Origin of the sequence: Sphingomonas quercus (genome assembly GCF_018863195.1) — a bacterium.
GTDB classification, from domain to species: Bacteria; Pseudomonadota; Alphaproteobacteria; order Sphingomonadales; family Sphingomonadaceae; genus Solisphingomonas; species Solisphingomonas quercus.
Window position 1 is genome coordinate 188,843 of the sequence record NZ_JAHKRT010000007.1, and the last position, 15,829, is coordinate 204,671.

11 protein-coding genes and 1 tRNA gene are annotated in these 15,829 nt (G+C 67.5%); 5 read left to right on the forward strand and 7 right to left on the reverse strand.

What is annotated here, in order from left to right; all coding sequences use genetic code 11:
- Nucleotides 1–16 precede the first annotated feature (16 nt).
- The 4 genes from KOF26_RS17205 to aroA all read right to left on the reverse strand — a co-directional run bounded on the left by KOF26_RS17205 (nucleotide 17) and on the right by aroA (nucleotide 3,790).
- Nucleotides 17–655: a PEPxxWA-CTERM sorting domain-containing protein gene (locus KOF26_RS17205; protein WP_253201442.1), complete on the reverse strand. Its 639-nt coding sequence runs from the start codon at nucleotides 653–655 to the stop codon at nucleotides 17–19.
- Between the two features lie 173 nt (nucleotides 656–828).
- The gene (gene cmk / locus KOF26_RS13960; protein ID WP_216326172.1) at nucleotides 829–1,458 is read right to left on the reverse strand and encodes a (d)CMP kinase; all 630 of its coding nucleotides are present in this window, start codon (nucleotides 1,456–1,458) and stop codon (nucleotides 829–831) included.
- Nucleotides 1,455–2,453 carry an alpha/beta fold hydrolase gene (locus KOF26_RS13965; RefSeq protein WP_216326175.1) on the reverse strand — a complete coding sequence of 333 codons (999 nt, stop codon included), beginning with the start codon at nucleotides 2,451–2,453 and terminating at the stop codon, nucleotides 1,455–1,457. Before KOF26_RS13965 ends, cmk begins: the two co-directional genes overlap by 4 nt.
- Nucleotides 2,453–3,790: a 3-phosphoshikimate 1-carboxyvinyltransferase gene (gene aroA, locus KOF26_RS13970; RefSeq protein WP_216326177.1), complete on the reverse strand. Its 1,338-nt coding sequence runs from the start codon at nucleotides 3,788–3,790 to the stop codon at nucleotides 2,453–2,455. Before aroA ends, KOF26_RS13965 begins: the two co-directional genes overlap by 1 nt.
- 103 nt (nucleotides 3,791–3,893) lie before the next feature.
- Here aroA and KOF26_RS13975 point away from each other — a divergent pair, with 103 nt between their 5' ends.
- From KOF26_RS13975 to dgcA, 4 genes are all read left to right on the forward strand, one after another.
- Complete coding sequence (locus KOF26_RS13975) at nucleotides 3,894–4,205, forward strand: TIGR02300 family protein (protein ID WP_216326178.1); 312 nt, start codon at nucleotides 3,894–3,896, stop codon at nucleotides 4,203–4,205.
- Nucleotides 4,206–4,286: 81 nt separating this feature from the next.
- Nucleotides 4,287–4,362: transfer RNA gene (locus tag KOF26_RS13980), tRNA-Ala, on the forward strand.
- Nucleotides 4,363–4,494: 132 nt separating this feature from the next.
- The gene (locus KOF26_RS13985) at nucleotides 4,495–6,912 is read left to right on the forward strand and encodes an outer membrane protein assembly factor BamB family protein (protein ID WP_216326182.1); all 2,418 of its coding nucleotides are present in this window, start codon (nucleotides 4,495–4,497) and stop codon (nucleotides 6,910–6,912) included.
- Nucleotides 6,913–6,921: 9 nt separating this feature from the next.
- On the forward strand, nucleotides 6,922–7,902 hold the full coding sequence (gene dgcA, locus KOF26_RS13990; protein WP_216326183.1) for an N-acetyl-D-Glu racemase DgcA: 981 nt from the start codon (nucleotides 6,922–6,924) through the stop codon (nucleotides 7,900–7,902).
- Here dgcA and KOF26_RS13995 read toward each other — a convergent pair.
- Both KOF26_RS13995 and KOF26_RS14000 read right to left on the reverse strand, forming a co-directional pair.
- Entirely contained in the window at nucleotides 7,899–9,770 is a 1,872-nt protein-coding gene (locus KOF26_RS13995) for a HAMP domain-containing methyl-accepting chemotaxis protein (RefSeq protein WP_363182257.1), read from the reverse strand. The two genes, dgcA and KOF26_RS13995, sit on opposite strands and share 4 nt — an antisense overlap.
- A gap of 4 nt (nucleotides 9,771–9,774) precedes the next feature.
- On the reverse strand, nucleotides 9,775–11,544 hold the full coding sequence (locus KOF26_RS14000) for a methyl-accepting chemotaxis protein (RefSeq protein WP_216326187.1): 1,770 nt from the start codon (nucleotides 11,542–11,544) through the stop codon (nucleotides 9,775–9,777).
- 333 nt (nucleotides 11,545–11,877) lie between these two features.
- Between KOF26_RS14000 and KOF26_RS14005 the strand changes: the two genes are divergently transcribed.
- The gene (locus KOF26_RS14005; protein ID WP_216326189.1) at nucleotides 11,878–14,817 is read left to right on the forward strand and encodes a M14 family zinc carboxypeptidase; all 2,940 of its coding nucleotides are present in this window, start codon (nucleotides 11,878–11,880) and stop codon (nucleotides 14,815–14,817) included.
- Nucleotides 14,818–14,883: 66 nt separating this feature from the next.
- Here KOF26_RS14005 and KOF26_RS14010 read toward each other — a convergent pair whose 3' ends face one another.
- Nucleotides 14,884–15,804, reverse strand: a complete 921-nt coding sequence (locus KOF26_RS14010; protein ID WP_216326192.1) for a winged helix DNA-binding protein — start codon at nucleotides 15,802–15,804, stop codon at nucleotides 14,884–14,886.
- Between the last annotated feature and the right edge of the window lie 25 nt (nucleotides 15,805–15,829).

Here is a 15,829-nt window from a genome sequence, read left to right on the forward strand (position 1 = left end):
GGATCGGGTTAATTGCTCAGGCGAGCACGGCGCGCACCGCCGTGCGGCGGCGCAGGCCCGCGCCGACCAGGCCGAAGCCCGCCAGCATCATCGCCCAGGTCGCGGGCTCAGGCACCGCGGCGGCCGGGGCGTCGGGAACGTTGTCGAGATGGATCGTCACGGTGGCGAGGGCATTGCCGCCGAAGGTGACGCCGATGAGGTTCGAGAAGGTGACGGTGAACAGCTCACCATTGTCGCCGCTGAACTGCTGCACCGGGTTGTCCCAGATCAGCGAGCCGCCGACCAGCCGGCCAAAGACGCCATAGGTGGCGGTGCCGCCGGTGCTGGCATTGCCGATCAGCGGGCTGTTGAAGGCGAGGATCGCTTCGACGCGCGCGTCGCTGTCGCCGCCGAGGCCGCGAGAGACGTTGAAGTTGGCAAAGTTGAAGGACTGCGACGTGCCCTCTTCGATCGAGAAATCGCTGAACGGCGTGGTCAGCGAGGCACTCAGCTTGCAGCCGGAAAAGGGCAGGCACTGGCGGCTGTTCTCGGTGACCTTGATGCTCGACGCGGCAGCATCGAACGAGAACAGCACGGCCGTCGCATTGGCCGCACCCGGCAGCGCCGCGGCGATGGCGATCAGGCTGGCGAGACCGAACTTCTTCAGATTGCGCATTTTCTTGTTACCCCTTGGCTCAAGGGTGCGTTCCATCGTCCCCGGGGACGCCGCATCCTTGTCGATCAAGGAGAAAGCAAGGGCCGTGCCAACCCCGTAAAATCAGCGTTTCGGCTGCGCAACCTTATGGTAAATGTAAGGGATTTCGACAGCTTAGCGCCAATCATGGTTAATCAGCGGCGCGCCTCGACGATGGCGATGGCGGCCTTTACGGCGGCGTCCACGCCCATCGCGCTCGTATCGAGCAGCACGGCGTCCTCGGCGCGCACCAGCGGCGCGGCGGCGCGGCCGGAATCGCGCTCGTCACGGGCGAGGATGTCGGCCAGCACATGGTCCTCGGTGACGTGCAGGCCGAGGCGGGCCAGCTCCTCGAAGCGGCGGCGGGCGCGCACATCGCTGGCGGCGGTGACGAACAGCTTGGCCGTGGCGGCAGGCGCGATCACCGTGCCAATGTCGCGCCCGTCAAGCACGGCGCCGCCCGGCTGGGCGGCGAAGGCGCGCTGGCGGGCGAGCAGGGCTGCGCGCACCGCCGGGTGCGCCGAGACGATGGAGGCGGCGCGGCCGGCCGCCTCGCTCTTGAGCCCGGGGTCGGCCATCACGCCCTCGGAGAAGTCGCACGCCCGGAGCGCGTCTGCCGCCTGCGACGGATCGCCGCCGGCGCGCAGCACGCCGATGCCGACCGCGCGATAGAGGAGGCCGGTGTCGAGGTGCGGCAGCCCGTAATGGCGGGCAAGCGCGCGGGCGATCGTGCCCTTGCCGGAGGCAGCGGGTCCGTCGACGGCGATCACGAGAGGCCCGCTCACGCCAGCCGATCCTGCGCGGCGAGCCACGGGCGCAGAGCGGCCAGTGTTTCGGTGGGCCGATCGCTGAAAATGCCGTGCCCGGCGCCGGGGATCTCGGCGAAGGAGGCGCCGACGCGGCGTGCGAAGCCGCTCACCGTGTGCGGCCGCGCCTCGTCAAATTGGCCGCACATGAACCGCGTGCGACGCCCGTCGAGCCGGGTGAGCAGCGGCTCGCCATCGTAATTCCGCAGCGTGCCGGTGGAGACGAACTCGGTCTTGCCCCACATCGTCTCGTAGAGCCGTTCGGCGAGCGAGACGCCCGCGCCCTGCATGCGCGGCTGTTTACGATAGGCGACCGCCCCGTCGCTTGCCGGTTCGCGGCGATTATAGAGGCTGTAGAAGGTGCGCGTGGCTGCACTGCACGTTTCGGGGGCGGGCGGCGCCGGGGTTTCGCAGGCGACCAGGGTGTTGCGGGCGTCGGCCGGCATCTCGCCGCGCAGGATGGCCGCGTCGGCAAGCCAGCTTCTGGTCGAGACCAGCGGGCTGGCAAGCACCAGCCCGGCCAGCGCCGCCGGGCGCCGCGCGCCATATTCGAGCGCGATGGTGCCGCCCCAGCTATGGCCCAGCACGTGCCAGCGGCGGACGCCGAGGCCGGTGCGCACCGCCTCCAGCTCATCGACGAAGCGCGGCACCACCCAGTTGGCGACGTCGCCGGGCTTGTCCGACCAGCCCGAATCGAGCTGATCGTAAAGGATGATCGCGCGCTCGTCGGCCATGGCCAGCGCGTCGAGGAAGGCAGCATGATTGCCGCCCGGGCCGCCATGGACCATCACCAGCGGCGGGCGCGGGCCATCGAGCCTGCCATTGACGCGGACGTAGACCCGCCCGCCCGGGACCGGCAGCATCGCCTCCCGATCCGGGGCGGGATAGCTGGCCGGGCCGCGCGCCAGGGCGGCGGCGGGTGCGAGCGCCGCGGCGCCGGCAAATGTCAGGAAACTGCGCCGGGCAAGCTGCATCACCGCACCTCGGCGCCGAGGCCGGTCATCAGCTCGACGAAGCCTGGAAAGCTGGTCGCGACCGGGGCCATGTCGTCGATCGTCACCGCTGCGCGGGAGACGAGACCGGCGACCGCGAAGCTCATTGCGATACGATGATCGAGGTGCGCGGCGACGGTAGCGCCGCCGGCGAGGGGCGCGCCGCCGGTGCCGTCGACGATCAGGCCGTCCTCCAGCTCCTCGACGCGCGCGCCGATCGCGCGCAGCCCCTCGGCCATGACTGCGATGCGATCGCTTTCCTTGACGCGCAGCTCGTCGAGGCCGCGCATCACGGTGCGGCCGGAGGCGAGGGCTGCCGCCACGAACAGCACCGGAAATTCGTCGACCATCGAAGGCACCACCTCGCTTGGGACCTCGATGCCGGTGAGGCCGGAATGGCGCACGCGCAAGTCGGCGACGGGCTCGCCGCCGACGACGCGCTCGTCCTCCAGAGTGATGTCGGCGCCCATCATGCGCAGCACCGTATAAAGGCCGGCGCGGGTCGGGTTGAGGCCGACATTGCCGACCACCACGTCCGACCCCGGCACAAGCAGCGCCGCCACCACCGGGAAGGCCGCAGACGAAGGGTCGCCCGGCACGACGATATGCTGCGGCTTGAGCTCCGCTTCGCCCGTGATTTCGATGATGCGCGTGCCGTCGGGAAGTTCCTCGACATCGAGGGTGGCGCCGAAGCCGCGCAGCATGCGCTCGCTATGGTCGCGGGTCGGCACCGGTTCGATGACGCGGGTGATGCCGGGGGTATTGAGACCGGCGAGCAGGATCGCCGACTTCACCTGCGCCGAGGCGACCGGCAGCCGATATTCGATCGGCACGGCCGGCACGATGCCGCGCACCATCAGGGGCAGCCGCCCGCCGGGGCTGGGCGTGAATTCCGCGCCCATCGCCGACAAGGGCTCGATGACGCGGTTCATCGGTCGCTTCGAGAGAGAGGCGTCGCCGGTGAAGGTGGCGGTGATGGCGTGGCTGGCGACGAGGCCGAGCAGCAACCGGGTCGATGTGCCGGAATTGCCCATCTCCAGGGCGCGATCGGGCTGGAGAAGACCGCCGACGCCAACGCCGTCGACCGTCCAGGCGTCGCCGTCGCGGCCGATGGTGGCGCCCATCGCGCGCATCGCGGCGGCGGTGGCGTGCACGTCCTCGCCTTCCAGCAGCCCCTCGATGCGGCTGGTGCCGACGGCGAGCGCCGACAGCATCAGCGAGCGATGCGAGATGGATTTGTCCCCCGGCACCGTGACCGCACCGGACAGCGGGCGGGCGGCGGCGAAGGCGAGGGGGGCTGGCGGAGCTGCTTGTGACATGGGCGGCGGCTTTGACAGCGGGTGGAGCGTGTGGCAAGGCGCCGGCCGCATTGGCCCTCTGACCCGGGGCCTCATCCGACATTGAAGAAGAGCAGGGAAACAGATGGTAAAGCCTGAATGGGGCGCCAAGCGGAGCTGCCCGAAATGCGGCACCCGTTTCTACGATCTGGGCAAGGAAGATCCCGTCACCTGCATCGCCTGCGGGACTCAGTGGGAGCCGGAGCCCGTTCTGAAGTCCAAGCAGCCGCTGCCGTTCGACGCGCCCAAGAAGGAATCCGAGAAGGACGAGGATTCCGACCTGAACGAGGATCTGAGCATCGACGAGGACGAGGAAATCTCGCCCGACGACGAGACGGATCTCGGCGGCGACGATGATCTCGGCGTCGCGACCGACGATGGTGACGACGAACATTAATTTAGGTGTTGCGTTGGGAAGCGGCCCGCCCTAGAGGGCCGCTTCCCCGCCGGTTTCCAGCCCGGCGGAACGAAATGGTGCGGGGCCGTAGCTCAGCTGGGAGAGCGTCGCAATGGCATTGCGAAGGTCAGGGGTTCGATCCCCCTCGGCTCCACCATCCCTTCCGACATTCCCCGGATTCCCTCGCGAAGCGCATGTTTTTGCAGCAGGATCGCGATAAACGATGTTGTTCCGCCCGCCGGTGTGACAAAGGAATGCCCGCCCACTGGAGAGGGCGGGGAGGACATTCATGAAATTCTTGGGCTTCGACGGTGGTCTGCGCGGCAAGGCCCTTGCCACCTCTGCCGTCATCGCGCTGTCCACGCTGGCCACCGGGCTCATGGTCAATGCGCAGCCGGCCGCGAACGATCTCAGCGCGAACCCCTTTGCAAACGATTCCACCGCGCCCGCCCAGGGCCGCGCCATCTTCGACAGCACATGCAGCGCGTGCCACGGCACCGGCGCCGGCGGTTCCGAGCGCGCGCCCGCGCTGAACAGTGGCATCTTCCAGCATGGCGGCAGCGACAACGACATCTTCCAGACGATCCGCTCCGGCGTGCCGAACACGATGATGCCGTCCTTCTCCGCGCTGCCGACCGACGATGTCTGGAAGCTCGTCACCTATATCAAGAGCTTGTCAGGGCAGGCCGGCCCGCGCGGCGTCGCCACGGGCAATGTCGCGTCAGGCGAGCAGATTTTCTTCGGCGCCGGCGGCTGCACCAGCTGCCACGAGGTCAACGGGCGCGGCACCGATTTCGCCAGCGACCTGTCGGCGGTGGGCACCAAGCCGGTCGCCGCGATTCGCGCCGGCGTGCTGCACCAGCCGGCCGCCGGCGGCCGGCGCGGGCCGCCGGCGGCGCGCCCGGTCGACATCGTCACCAAGGACGGCAAGACGATCCACGGCGTGCTGCGCGGCGAGGACAGTTTCTACGTCCTGATCCAGGATGCGTCGGGCAAATGGACCACCTATGAACGATCGAAGCTGAAGACCGTCGCCAACGCCGGGAGCGCGACGCCGACCGACATCGCCACGCGCTTCTCCCCGAGCCAGATCGACGATCTCGTCGCCTATCTGGCGAGCAATCGCGAGCGCAATCTGGCGGAGACGGCCAAGGCCAATCCACGTCCGGTGATCAGCTATGCCCAGATCGCCAAGCCCGATCCAAAGGACTGGCCGACCTATTGGGGCAATTACTCTGCCCATCATTTCAGCGACCTGGCGCAGATCACGCCGGCCAATGTGAAGAATCTGCAACTGCGCTGGAGCGGCAACATCGCCAGCCCCAATGGCAGCAGCGAATCGTCGCCGATCGTCGTCGACGGCGTGATGTATTTCACGACGCCCGGCGAGGTGGTGGCCTATGACGTCGCTTCCGGCATCCAGAAATGGGCCTTTCACCGCAAGCAGGACTTCCGCAACCCGGCCCAGAACAATGCCAACAACAAGGGCGTCGCCGTGCTTGACGGGCGGGTGTTCGTCGGCACGCTGGATTGCCTGCTGATCGCCATCGACGCCAATACCGGCCGCCAGCTGTGGGAGACCCGCACCGACGACACCATGGAGGGCTTCCAGCTCGGCGGTGCGCCGCTGGTGCTGGACGGCAAGATCATCATGGGCATGTCGGGCGGCGAGTTCGGCACGCGCGGCTATCTCGACGCCTATGATCCGGCGACCGGCAAGCGGCTGTGGCGCACCTACACCATCCCCGGCCCCGGCGAGCCCGGCCACGAGACCTGGGGCGGCGGCGATGCATGGAAATATGGTGGCGCGCCGACCTGGCTGACCGGCAGTTACGATCCCGAGACCCACACGCTTTACTGGGCGGTCGGCAACCCCGGCCCAGACTATAATGCGGAAACGCGGCCGGGCGATAATCTCTATACGGATTCGGTGCTGGCGATCGACCCGGAAACGGGCAAGATCAAGTGGCATTACCAGTTCACCCCGAACGACGATCATGATTGGGATGCCACGGAAGCGCTGGTGCTCACCGAGCTGAACATTGGCGGCACGATGCGCAAGGTGATCCTGCACGCCGATCGCAACGGCGTCTATTATGTGCTGGATCGCACCAACGGCCAGTTCATCACCGCGACGCCGTTCGTGCGCACCAACTGGTTCACCGGCTTCGACAAGAATGGCCGGCCGGATGTCGTGCCGAGCACCAAGGCGACCTATACCGGCAACGTCGTGTTCCCGGCCACGGGCGGCACCAATTTCCAGGCGCCGTCCTATGATCGCCGCAAGGGCGTGTTCTACCTCCAATATGTCGACAGCCAGGGCTTCGCGATCAGCGCGCCGGTGCCGCCGAAGGAGAAGGGCAAGCTCTATCTGGCGCGGGGCACCGGCGCGCCTCCGCCAGGCCCGGAGCCGCGCATGGGCGTGAAGGCGCTGGATGCGAAGACCGGGCGGACGTTGTGGAACTACCCGATGGCGCGGGTATCGCTGTCGGCCGGCGTGCTCGGCACGGCGGGCAATGTGCTGTTCGTGGCCGCCGCCGAAGGCCAGCTGATCGCGCTCGACCAGAAGAGTGGCAAGCCGTTATGGCACGCCAAGCTTCCGGGCACGGTGAGCATGTCGCCGATCAGCTATGCGGTGAACGGCAAGCAGCATGTCGCGATCATCGCTGCGAACACTGTCTATAATTTCGCGCTTCCCGACAAATGAGCTGAGCACGTGCCACGGCAGATCACCACCCGGGTCGAACAATGGCCGCTGGCGACGCCGTTTCGCATCTCGCGAGGGGTGAAGACGGTCGCGGAGGTCGTCACGGTGGCGGTGACCGAGGACGGAGTCACCGGTCGCGGCGAATCGGTGCCCTATCCGCGCTATGGGGAGAGCGGGGCGGGGGTGGCGGCGCAGGTCGCCGCGATCGAGCGCGCCATCGCCGACGGGGCGGGGCGCGCGGAGTTGACGGCATTGCTGCCCGCCGGGGCCGCGCGCAACGCGGTCGACTGCGCGCTGTGGGACCTGGAGGCGCGGCGCGGCGGGCCGTCGGTGAGCGCGGTAGCCGGGGCGCCATTGCCGGCGCTGGTCACCGCGCTGACGGTCGGCCTCGATAGCCCGGAGGCGATGGCCGCCGCCGCCGCGAAGCTCGCCGACATGCCGCTGATCAAGGTCAAGGTCGATGCCGGCGATCCCGAGACCTGCCTTCGCGCGGTACGGGCGGCGGCGCCGCGCCCGCGCATGATCGTCGATCCCAACGAGAGCTGGGACTTCGCGCTGCTGCAAAGGCTGCAACCGGCGCTCGCCGAACTCCGCACCGAATTTGTCGAGCAGCCGCTGCCGGCCGAGGCGGACGCCGCGCTGGAAGGTTTCGCGCCGCTGGTGCCGGTATGCGCCGACGAATCCTGCCACACCGTCGCCGACCTCGATCGGCTCGCCCCGCGCTACGGCATGATCAACATCAAGCTGGACAAGGCGGGCGGCCTCACCGGCGCGCTGGCGCTGTATGAGGCCGGGCGGGCGCGGGGGATGGGGATCATGGTCGGCTGCATGATCTGCACGTCTCTGTCGATCGCGCCCGCGCTGCATTTAGCGGCGCGCGCCGACTTCGCCGATCTCGACGGGCCGCTATGGCTGAAGCAGGATCGCCCGGGAGGCGTTGCCGCCGAGGGCGGGCGGCTGATCGCGCCGGCCCCCGGCTTCTGGGGCTAGAACTCCGACCAGTCCTCCTCGATCGCCAGCGCCGTGTTGCCGACGAGGCGTGGTGCCGCGGGGGCGGCGCGTCTGGCCGGCGCCTTGGCCAGCGGAGGGGCGCCCGGCTGCGTACCGAGCTGGAAACGGGCGATCTGGGCGGCGAGCTGATCCGCCTCGGTGGCGAGGTTGCGGGCGGCGGCGGTGGTCTCCTCGACCATGCCTGCATTCTGCTGCGTCACCCTGTCGATCTCCGACATGGCGATGTTGATCTGCTGCAAGCCGGTGGCCTGACGATCGGCGGATTCGGTGATCGAGGAGACGATGTTGCTGATCTCGCTCACCCGCGCGCTGATCCGCTCCAGCGCGCGACCCGTTTCGCCGACCAGCTCGACGCCGGCCGCGACCTGATCGGACGAGGCGGTGATGCGGCTTTTGACGTCCTTGGCCGCCTCGGCCGATCGCTGGGCCAGCGCGCGGACCTCCGAGGCGACGACCGCGAAGCCGCGCCCGGCGTCGCCGGCTCGCGCAGCCTCCACGCCGGCGTTGAGGGCGAGGAGGTTGGTCTGGAAGGCGATGCCGTCGATCACCGAGATGATCTCGGAGATTTCGGCGGAGGAGCGCTCGATCCCGCCCATCGCGCCGACTGCCCGCGTCACGATCTCGCCGGACCGGTGCGCCTCGACCTGGGCCTCGCCGACGGCGCCGTTGGCGCGGCCGGCATCCTCCGCGGTCTGGCGGACCATGGCGGTGATCTCGTTCATCGTCGCTGCCGTCTGCTGCAGGCCGGCGGCCTGCTGCTCGGTGCGCTGCGAGAGATTGTCGGCGGCGTCGCTGATCAGCGCGGAGCCGGAGCGGATCTCGCCGGAGGTCTGCGAGACCTGGCCGAGCGTGGTCTCAAGGGCGGCGACGGCCTTGTTGAAATCACTCTTGAGCTTGACGAACTCGCCCTCCAGCTCCGCCTCGATGCGGCCGGCGAGGTCGCCTTCCGCCAGCCGCTCCAGCGCGCGATCCATGCTCGCGATCGCCTGGGTGGTGCGCTCGTCGCGCGCCTTGTCGGCGAGCAGGCGCTCGCGGAAGCTCGCCATGGTGCGGACGAGCTGGCCGATTTCGTTATTGGTGTCGGCGGCCGGAATGGCGACCGAATATTCGCCGCCGGTGAGCTTTGCGAGAATGCCGGTCATGCCCGACAGCTTGCGGACATCGCCCGTCGCCCACCAATAGACGCCGCCGCCAATGCCCATCGCCACCAGGCAGAAGCTGAGGATGAGCCAGGTGAAGCCCTGGGTGCGGGAGCGGGTGTCGGTCGCGATCTCCTTGTTGCGGGCCTCCTCGAAATCAATGAACTGGTTGATGACGCGCAGCCACTCGTCGAATTGCGGCCGCGCCTCGGCGAGCACCGCGCCGGCGGCGGCGACATCTCCGGACTGGCGGTGCATGATCATCGCCTTGACCATCGGGTTGGTCTTTTGCTCGACCGCCTTGATGCTCGCAAGGATGCTGGTCTCTTCCGGCGCCGGCGCCCGATCGGGCGCGACCATCGTGTCGAGAGGGCCGGCGGAGGCGGCATATTTCGCCTCGCGGTCGGCGATGGTGTCGAGCGCCGTCTTAAGCTCCCGCGCATCCTTGGCGAGCACGACGTCGCGCACGGCGATGGCGCGATCATGGACACTGCCACGGAAGTTGATCGCGTAGCGCTGCTTGACGCTGTTCAGATCGTTCATCGTCACGAGGTTGCCGTTGACGACCTCGACGCGGTTGGCGGCGATGACGCTGATGATCGGGATCAACAACAGCACCGCGCAGAAGCCGATAGCGATACGCACGGTCATTTTCATATCACGCACGGAGGCACCTGTTCGCTGGAGGGAGTGTCGGTCGCCCGACATGTGATCAGAACCGTTGTCCGGCCGCGGCCGCGCGGGCCTGCAACCGGTGGACAGGCGAACCCGGGCCCGCGCCCTCGGTGGTGCGGAAGCGGGCGATCTGTCGCGCCATGCCCTCGGCTTCGCTCGCCAGGCTGCGCGCGGCGGCGGTCGCCTGCTCGACCATGGCGGCGTTCTGCTGGGTGACGCCGTCCATCTCGCCGATGGCGATGTTGACCTGCTTGAGGCCGGCGGCCTGATGCTCGGCGGAGCTGGCGATTTCGGCGACCAGCGCGTTGACCTCGGAGACGCGGGCGATGATGCGGTCGAGCGCCTTGCCGGTCTTGCCGACCAGCTCGACGCCGCTGGCGACCTGCTGCGACGACGCCGTGATGCGCGCCTTGACGTCCTTGGCCGCCTCGGCCGAGCGCTGGGCAAGCCCGCGCACTTCCGACGCCACCACGGCGAAGCCGCGACCGGCGTCGCCCGCCCGCGCGGCCTCCACCCCGGCATTCAGCGCGAGAAGATTGGTCTGGAAAGCGATGCCGTCGATCACCGAGATGATCTCGGAAATCTCCTTCGAGGTGCGCTCGATGCCGCTCATCGCCTCAACCGCGTCCGCGACCACCCGGCCGGACTGTTCGGCCTCCTCGCGCGCGCTCTCCACCGCGGCATGGGCGCTTTCGGCGCGGTCGGCGGTGGCCTGCACGGTGTCGGTGATCTCGCTCATCGCGGCGGCGGTCTCTTCCAGGCTGGCCGCCTGCTGCTCGGTGCGGTGCGAGAGATCGTCCGAGGCGAGGCGGATCTCGCCGGCGCCGCCGTCGATGGCGCGCGCCGCCTCGGCAACCTGGGCGAGGGCGGACTGGAGTGCGTCGGCAGCGCTGTTGAAGTCGGTCTTGAGCCGGGCGTAGGAACCGGTGAGGTCGGCATCGACCCGTGTCGCCAGATCGCCGTCGGCAAGCCGGCCGAGCGCGTCGCCGATGCTGTCGACGATCAGCGCCGTCTGTTCGGCCTTGGCCTGCTCGGCGGCGGCGAGCTGATCGCGCAGCTGCTTCATCGCCGTGGCGAGCGCGCCCACCTCGTCGGCGCGCTCGTCAACCGGCACCGGGACGTCCATGCGTCCGCTGGCGAGTTCGCTGATCGCGCGGGTGATGCTGGCCACCGGCCTGGCAATCTGCTTGACGAGCAGCACCAGCATTCCGGCGAGGCCGGCATACATCACCGCCGCAACGACGAGCAGCAGCAGCCGCCCGCGGGTGTGGAGATCGTCGCCCTCTGCCTCGTCACTTTTGAGGAGGCTGGTCTGAGCGGCGATGAGTTCCGCCGTCGCTTTCGACAGGGAATCATGGGCTTGCCGGGCGTGGCGATGCGTCAACGCTGCGGCTTCTGCGCTGCGTTGCTGCCGGGCGAGATCGGCGACTGCGTCGCTCTCCTTGAAGCGCGCATCCATCGCGACCTTGAACCGGTCGAGGATCATCCGGATATCGGGACGATACCGCATCGCGTCGAGCTGCTGATATCCGCGCGCTATCGTTGCCTGGGCGTGCCCCAGGTCGGTCTGTGCCTCTTTCATCAAGACCGGGTCGGCCGCCTCCAGTTCGGCGGCGTGAAGCTGGGTGATGGCGGTGTCGATTTCCTTCATCACCATGATGCGCGGTACGTGCTCGCTCAGCCCGAGCTTCGCCAGATCGTGCATCGCCCCCAACCGCGAAACCGCCGACCACGCCAGGATCAGCAGCAGCAACCCCATGCCCCCGAAGGACAGCATGAGCTTGTTGGCGATACGCAGATTCTTCACAGACCGGCTCCACAACAATGCAAACAAATGGCAGAATCAATTGAGATCATCTATAGAATGAATCATTAAACATTGGTTTGTGGAGAAATGTCGCGAAACCACGGGGCCAGGCGGCTGCGACTCCACGCTCTGTCGACCGGAACTACTCGCCTGGACTAGTTCGAATGCGCCAAGGAGCCCGCTGATACGGGCGATTCCGCGCTAAGCGATGGGGCGAGTCACTGCCATCTTTGGCGAGATTGTCGCGGAAAAACCTGTATTCTGAGGTCCAAGCGGCTTGTGCCTTACGTCCGGAGGCGTATCGGGAGGTCGCACGTCAAAAGGGGGAATCGCATGCAGAAACTCGTCCCGGCCACCTGTCTCGCTGCACTGGCCATCGCGATGCTCTCGACGGCGACGGCGACGCTCGCCGCGCAGGACGTCGCCACCTCCAGCCAGCCGATGGACGCCGAATATGGCAAGCTGATCGCCCAGCATCTCGTCGACAAGCGCTTCAGCACCGAGCTCGTCGATCACATGCCGGCGTCGGATACCGTGCCGTCCCCGCTCAAATTCTTCGGCCGTATCCCCGGTACGCCCGGCGAGCTGACCTATGCCAAGGATATCGAGCGCTATTATCAGGAGCTCGCGCGCACCTCGAAGCGGGTCAAGCTGTGGACGGTGGGCAAGACCGAGGAGGGCCGCGACATTGTCGTGCTGGCCATCGGCGACGAGGCAACGATCGCCAATCTCGACCAGAACAAGGCGGCGCTGGCCGCGCTCGGCGACCCGCGCAAGACCAGCGAGGCGCAGGCCCGCCAGCTGATCAAGACGGCCAAGCCTCTCTACTGGATCACCAGCGGAATCCATTCGCCGGAAACGGGCGGACCCGAGATGCTGATCGAGCTCGCCTATCGCCTGGCAGTGGAGGAATCGCCCTTCATCCAGAAGATCCGCAACAATATGGTGACGTTCATCACCCCCGTCCTCGAAGTCGACGGGCGCGAGAAGATGGTCGATACCTATTATTACGGCAAGAAGACGGGCAAGCCGCGTCCGCCGATGGTCTATTGGGGCAAGTATGTCGCACATGACAATAATCGCGACGGGATGGGCCAGTATCTGAAGCTCACCCAGGCGATCACGGAGAACGTGCTGGAATGGCACCCGACCGTGCTGCATGACCTGCACGAGGCGCAGTCCTACCTCTACGTCTCGACCGGCACCGGCCCCTACAATCCTTCGCTCGACCCGATCTCCTCGAACGAATGGTGGCTGCTGGCCGAGACCGAGGTCATGGAAATGGCCAAGCGCAACGTTCCCGGCGTGTTCACCTATGGCTTCTATGACGGCTGGGTGCCCAATTATCTGTTCTGGATCGCCCAGACCCACAACAGCTTCGGCCGCTTCTACGAAGTACAGAGCTATGGCCCGGACGTGCAGAAGGGCCTGAAGCTGGCGCCGACGGTGACGAGCCGCGAATGGTATCGCGCCAATCCGCCGCTGCCCTCGATCGACTGGGGTCCCCGTAACAACACCAATATCCAGGAATCGGCGCTGCTCTTCGCGCTGAACCGGGTCGCCAATGACCGCGAAATCTATCTCGAAAACTATTGGCTGAAGAACAAGCGCGCCATCGACGCCGGCCGTACCGGCGACGTCAACGCCTGGGTGATCCCGGCCGCGCAGAACGCGAAGCTCAACATCGCCGACATGATCAACGAGCTGCGCCATCAGGGCCTGGAGGTGAGCACCGCCAACTCCGCCTTCACCGCCGGGGGCGTGAGTGTGGCTGCTGGCGATTTCGTCATCCGCGGCGACCAGCCCTATCGCACGCTCGCCGACATGTATCTCAGCGTGCAGAATTATCCGGCCGCCAATCCGCGTCCCTATGACGATACCGGCTGGACGATGCAGTACATGCGCAACGTCGATCTGAAGACGGTGAAGGATCCGACGATCCTCACCCAGCCGATGACGCTGCTCACCGCCGATGTCGCGCCGAAGGGCGTGATCACCGGCACCGGCTCGACGATCCTGTTCAACCACACCGGCGACAACGAGCTGGTGGCGCTGCGCTTCCGCCTCAAGGGCGCGAAGATGGCGGCGGCCGAGCAGCCGTTCGAGGCGGGCGGCAAGCGCTATGCCGCCGGCACCTTCATCGTCCAGAACGCCAATCGCGCCGAACTCGACAAGGTCGTTGCCGATCTCGGCATTTCCGGCGAGGCGGTGGCGGCGTTGCCGGCGGTGCCCAGCCACGCGCTGACCGCGCCGCGCATCGGCTACCTCCATTCCTGGCTGCGCACGCAGGACGAAGGCTGGTGGCGCGCCGCGCTCGATCGTTATGGCGTACCCTACACCTATTTCGCGGACATCAAGGTGCGCGACGGCGGGCTGCGCCAGAAATATGACGTGATCATCTACCCGACGGTCGGCTCCAGCGCGCGCGATCAGGTGGTCGGTGTGGCGATGAACGGGCCGGATGCGATCCCGTACAAGAAGTCGGCGATCACCCCGAACCTCGGTACGCCGGATTCAGCGGACGATATCCGCGGCGGCCTCGGCCAGGATGGCCTCGCCGAGCTGAAGAAGTTCGTGCAGGCCGGCGGCGTGCTGATCGGCGACGGCTCGACCGTCGAGATGCTGGCAGATTACGGGGTTGCCCAGGGCGTCGCAGTGTCGGAGCCGTCGCAGCTGTTCACCAAGGGCGCACTGATGCGCGGCGTCATCACCGATCAGTCGAGCCCGCTCGTCTACGGCTATCAGAACAAGGAGATGCCGATCTACTTCTCGGCAAATCCGGTGCTCTCGGTGAGCGCGGGCGGCAGGGGCATGGGCTATTTCGACCCCAATGCCCCGGGCGCGCGGCTCAGCCAGAACGTCACGCCGAACGCGGTGATGGAAAAGATCGCGCCGTTCAATGCGACACCGGCGGCACCGGCGGCGCCGGCCGGCATCGCCGAAAACGGTTCGCCCTTCGGCTCCGCGTTGCCGACCAGCCGCACCGGCGGCGCCGCGCCGACGCAGCTCCCGCGCACCGTGATGCAGTTCCCGGCCAAGGCGGACAACATCCTGCTGAGCGGCCTGCTGGTCGGCGGCGAGACGCTGACCAACAAGGCGCTGATCGTCGATGTGCCGGACGGCAAGGGGCATATGGTGCTTTACGCGATGCGCCCCTTCTGGCGCTGGCAATCGCAGGGCAGCTATTTCCTCGGCTTCAACGCCATCCTCAATTGGGATCATCTCGACGCCGGCAAGCCGGCGGCCCCGGCCGCGGCGCGTAGCGGCGACTGATCGCGGGCACGACAAAAAGGGGCCGGCGGGTTCGCGCCCGCCGGCCCCTTTTCATGACCCGAATGGTCAGATCGTCTTTAGCGTGCGGATGATCGTGGCCAGGCAGGCGTCGACGCCGGCCGCCGCCCGCTCGGTGAGCGCGATGAACACGCGGCGTCCGTCCGTCGGATCGGCGCGGCGCACCAGCAGCCCCTCGTCGCCAAGGCTCTTGATCCAGCGCAGCGCCGTGGTCGGCGGGACGGCGGCGGCGATACACAGGCTGGATACCGAAACGCCGCGCCCTTCCTTCCGCGCGGCGGCGAGGTCGAGCAGAATGTCCCATGCCGGATCGGCGAAGAAATCCCCGCGGAAGAACTGATCGCGCACCCGCCGCGCGCGGATGAAGGCGCGGATCGTTGTCGCGTCGACATCCTCCCCGGCGGCGACATCGAGCGTCGTCGTCGCCTCCTGCGCCGGCGGGTTATCCTGGTGCGTAGTCAGCGCGGCGAGCTGTTTGGCGAGACGGCCGACCTCCTGGGTCAGTTCGACCAGTCGCAGCGTGCCGCCGTCATTGCCGCGGTCGTGAAGCCGCTGCCGGCCGGAATTGCGGGCACAGGCGATCGCGATCGCCGCCGCGCTTTCGATCGGCTCCGGATCGGCGAGCAGCGTCACGTCGCCATGGTTCAACCGCGCTGCCGCCACGTCGATCAGCGATGCGGGCACGATCACCACGCCGCGATAGCGCCCTTCGCGTGCCGCCAGGTCGATGCGATCGAGCAGCCGGTCGGCGAGGGCGCCTTCGTCGTTGCGCAGGATCAGGATGACCGTGTCGACATCGACCTGCTGATCAAGCCGGGCCTCCGCCATGTCGAGCGACACACAATCGACGACACGGGTCCCCACTGCGCGCGCGGCGTCCGCCGTCGCGCTACTTCGATCATCACCCAGAATGAGAACAGTGGGGGCCTCATCATAGTCCACGTCGTTCAGATTTCCCACGGCCAGCATGATTTCCTCAGTTCCGGTTCCGTTC

What these genes read in the sequence shown, in the direction of transcription:
- KOF26_RS13995 (WP_363182257.1), bottom strand. Translation starts at nt 9,770, where the DNA reads ATGTCGGGCGACCGACACTCCCTCCAGCGAACAGGTGCCTCCGTGCGT.
- KOF26_RS13975 (WP_216326178.1), top strand. Translation starts at nt 3,894, where the DNA reads ATGGTAAAGCCTGAATGGGGCGCCAAGCGGAGCTGCCCGAAATGCGGC.
- KOF26_RS14010 (WP_216326192.1), bottom strand. Translation starts at nt 15,804, where the DNA reads ATGCTGGCCGTGGGAAATCTGAACGACGTGGACTATGATGAGGCCCCC.
- KOF26_RS13985 (WP_216326182.1), top strand. Translation starts at nt 4,495, where the DNA reads ATGAAATTCTTGGGCTTCGACGGTGGTCTGCGCGGCAAGGCCCTTGCC.
- aroA (WP_216326177.1), bottom strand. Translation starts at nt 3,790, where the DNA reads ATGTCACAAGCAGCTCCGCCAGCCCCCCTCGCCTTCGCCGCCGCCCGC.
- KOF26_RS13965 (WP_216326175.1), bottom strand. Translation starts at nt 2,453, where the DNA reads ATGCAGCTTGCCCGGCGCAGTTTCCTGACATTTGCCGGCGCCGCGGCG.
- KOF26_RS17205 (WP_253201442.1), bottom strand. Translation starts at nt 655, where the DNA reads ATGCGCAATCTGAAGAAGTTCGGTCTCGCCAGCCTGATCGCCATCGCC.
- KOF26_RS14005 (WP_216326189.1), top strand. Translation starts at nt 11,878, where the DNA reads ATGCAGAAACTCGTCCCGGCCACCTGTCTCGCTGCACTGGCCATCGCG.